The organism is Parasphingorhabdus sp. (assembly GCF_049667325.1).
Taxonomy (GTDB): Bacteria; Pseudomonadota; Alphaproteobacteria; order Sphingomonadales; family Sphingomonadaceae; genus Parasphingorhabdus.
Window position 1 is genome coordinate 1 of record NZ_JBATHY010000334.1, and the last position, 2,306, is coordinate 2,306.

Genomic DNA, 2,306 nt, shown 5'->3' on the forward strand with positions numbered 1-2,306 from the left:
CATTCCGTGGGCAAAGTGCCCAATATCCTTGTCGTTGGCATGCGCGAAGCCGAAGAAGGCAAGGTTGCCCTGCGGCGTCTCGGCCAGAAGGAACAGGAATTCCTGACGCTCGACGAGGTCGTGGCCATGTTGCAGAACGAAGCGCTGCCACCGGACTTGAAAACAGCCACGCAATGACGATATAGGCCGCGAACCTGTGGCATTCACACCACTGTCTTGATGGCTATTATCTGTTTCGTCATCAAGAAGGCTTTATTCGCATAAGCTTTGCGGCTAATGAGCCTGCTTAGACAACCACTCAGGAGTATTTAACATAGCTGCACCACCTCGCCGCCCCACGCCGCCCGTCAAAGGCGGCCCGCGATTCAATGATCTGATCAATTCCGACACCGTAAGGGTCATCGACGACAAGGGCGAAAACCTTGGCGTGATGAACACCAGGGAAGCGATAGAGCGGGCAGCAGAAGTTGGACTCGACCTTGTCGAGGTTTCTCCCAACGCACAGCCACCGGTTGCGAAATATCTTGATGTCGGCAAATTCAAATATGAGGCCCAGAAAAAGGCCAATGCTGCGCGCAAGACCCAGAAGGTGCAGGACGTCAAGGAAATCAAGATGCGTCCGAACATCGACGATCATGATTATGACGTGAAGATGCGCAACGTGAACAAGTTCATCGACAATGGTGATAAGGTCAAAGTGACCCTTCGCTTTCGCGGCCGCGAAATGTCGCACCAGCAACTCGGCATGGCATTGCTCGTCCGGGTGCAGGAAGACATGAAGGAAACTGCGAAGGTCGAGGCCTATCCGAAGCTTGAAGGCCGTCAGATGTTGATGGTGCTCAGCCCGAAATAATCATTCAGGCCCTCGGAAACGAGGGCCTTTTTTTGGTCCGCCGCCAGTTGCCGATCCGCTCGTTGCTCAATCCGGCTGGCTGCGCGCCATCCACAGCATGGCGAGACCGGCGATCAGGGCAGTGAAGGAAATCATGATTTCAAATTCGTGGTTTACCATCGGTGACCTCCTGCCTTTCATGAGCGCCTGGCCCATCTATGACAGTGGAAAGCTAATGTCCTGTTAAACCGCCTACCGATTTTGGAGGATTTTCAGCTGACTGGTTTTGCGCGATAATGCTGCGGGAAATGCCGTTTGAGATTGGCTATCTTGGGCTTGTCCCAGCGCATGATATAGCCTTGCCGCGGGTTTTTTTGCATGAAATCCTGATGATAGGTCTCGGCCGGATAAAAGGCCTTATAGGATTCTATCCCGGTCACGATCGGGCGCTTCCAAAAGCGTCCCTGCTCGAGCTGCGCGATATAGGCGCGGGCTGCCTTTGCCTGCCGGGCATTGGTCGGCACCAGCGCGCTGCGATAATGTTTACCGCGATCCGGTCCTTGCGCGTTGAGCATCGTCGGATCGGCGATCACCGAAAAGTAAATCTGCATCAGCTGGCCATAGCTGACCTGCCCGGGATCATAGACCACCCGCACCGCTTCGGCATGATCGGTCAGGCCTGCGCTCACCAGCTTGTAGGATGCGCTACGCTTGGTACCGCCATGATAACCCGACGACGCGCTTATCACGCCCTTGGTATGTTCAAAAACGCCCTCGACACCCCAGAAACAACCGCCGGCAAATATCGCCACAGCCCGTTTTCCGGTTTCCTTGGCCGCGACTCGCGGTATCGGGATGATCGTTGCCTTCTCGCTAGCATGGGCTTCGCCGACAAATGCTCCAGTCCCGGCCTGATCGGCAGGCAGCGTCGTTTGCACCCCGGCCCAGACCGCACCAAAGCAGGCTATGCTGACACCAAACATGATCGTTCGGGAGAGGAACGGTCCCATCGGGCTTAGCTCAATAGCTGCGAAGCAGCGCTAACGGTGGATGACAGGTTCTGGCCGAGATCGGACCGCTGCTCTGCGGGCTGCATGAAGAACAATACCAACGCGCCGGCGAGAAAGCCGCCGCCGAGGCTGTAGGTCAAATCGGATTTCAGTAATTTCATCATCGTCTGTTCCTTGGGAGTCATTATCTGTTCGAACCATCCCGCCTGTAGGTTACATCTATTAATATAGTTTTCCTGTCGCCGCTGTGAACCTGATCACAAGGGCGTATTCATTTTGGCCGCGCGAAGATTTTCTATCGCAGTTGTTTTTGGGGCCTCAGGTACCGGGCACAGGCGCATATTCCTTGTCTCGCGGCAGTTCGCTGCGCGAACGCCTCCGACGGGGCGGGCTAAACGCCCGGCGCGCGGTCGCGCTTGCCTCGCTACGCTCGGTAACGGGACACCAACCGAGCGCAGCGAGGC

Annotated in this window: 4 protein-coding genes; 2 read left to right on the forward strand and 2 right to left on the reverse strand. The window is 56.0% G+C overall.

All coding sequences use genetic code 11. The features are described 5' to 3' along the window. Nucleotides 1-177 (forward strand): His/Gly/Thr/Pro-type tRNA ligase C-terminal domain-containing protein (locus WBM93_RS14380; RefSeq protein ID WP_424432556.1); only part of this gene is annotated, 177 nt, incomplete at its 5' end. Nucleotides 178-313: 136 nt separating this feature from the next. Next, nucleotides 314-853 carry a translation initiation factor IF-3 gene (gene infC / locus WBM93_RS14385; protein ID WP_335657372.1) on the forward strand — a complete coding sequence of 180 codons (540 nt, stop codon included), beginning with the start codon at nt 314-316 and terminating at the stop codon, nt 851-853. A 251-nt stretch (nt 854-1,104) separates the two neighbouring features. Here infC and msrA read toward each other — a convergent pair whose 3' ends face one another. Together msrA and WBM93_RS14395 are read right to left on the reverse strand one after the other, a co-directional pair. Beyond that, nucleotides 1,105-1,842, reverse strand: a complete 738-nt coding sequence (gene msrA / locus WBM93_RS14390) for a peptide-methionine (S)-S-oxide reductase MsrA (protein ID WP_424432554.1) — start codon at nt 1,840-1,842, stop codon at nt 1,105-1,107. Between the two features lie 5 nt (nt 1,843-1,847). Further along, complete coding sequence (locus WBM93_RS14395; protein WP_424432555.1) at nt 1,848-2,006, reverse strand: hypothetical protein; 159 nt, start codon at nt 2,004-2,006, stop codon at nt 1,848-1,850. Between the last annotated feature and the right edge of the window lie 300 nt (nt 2,007-2,306).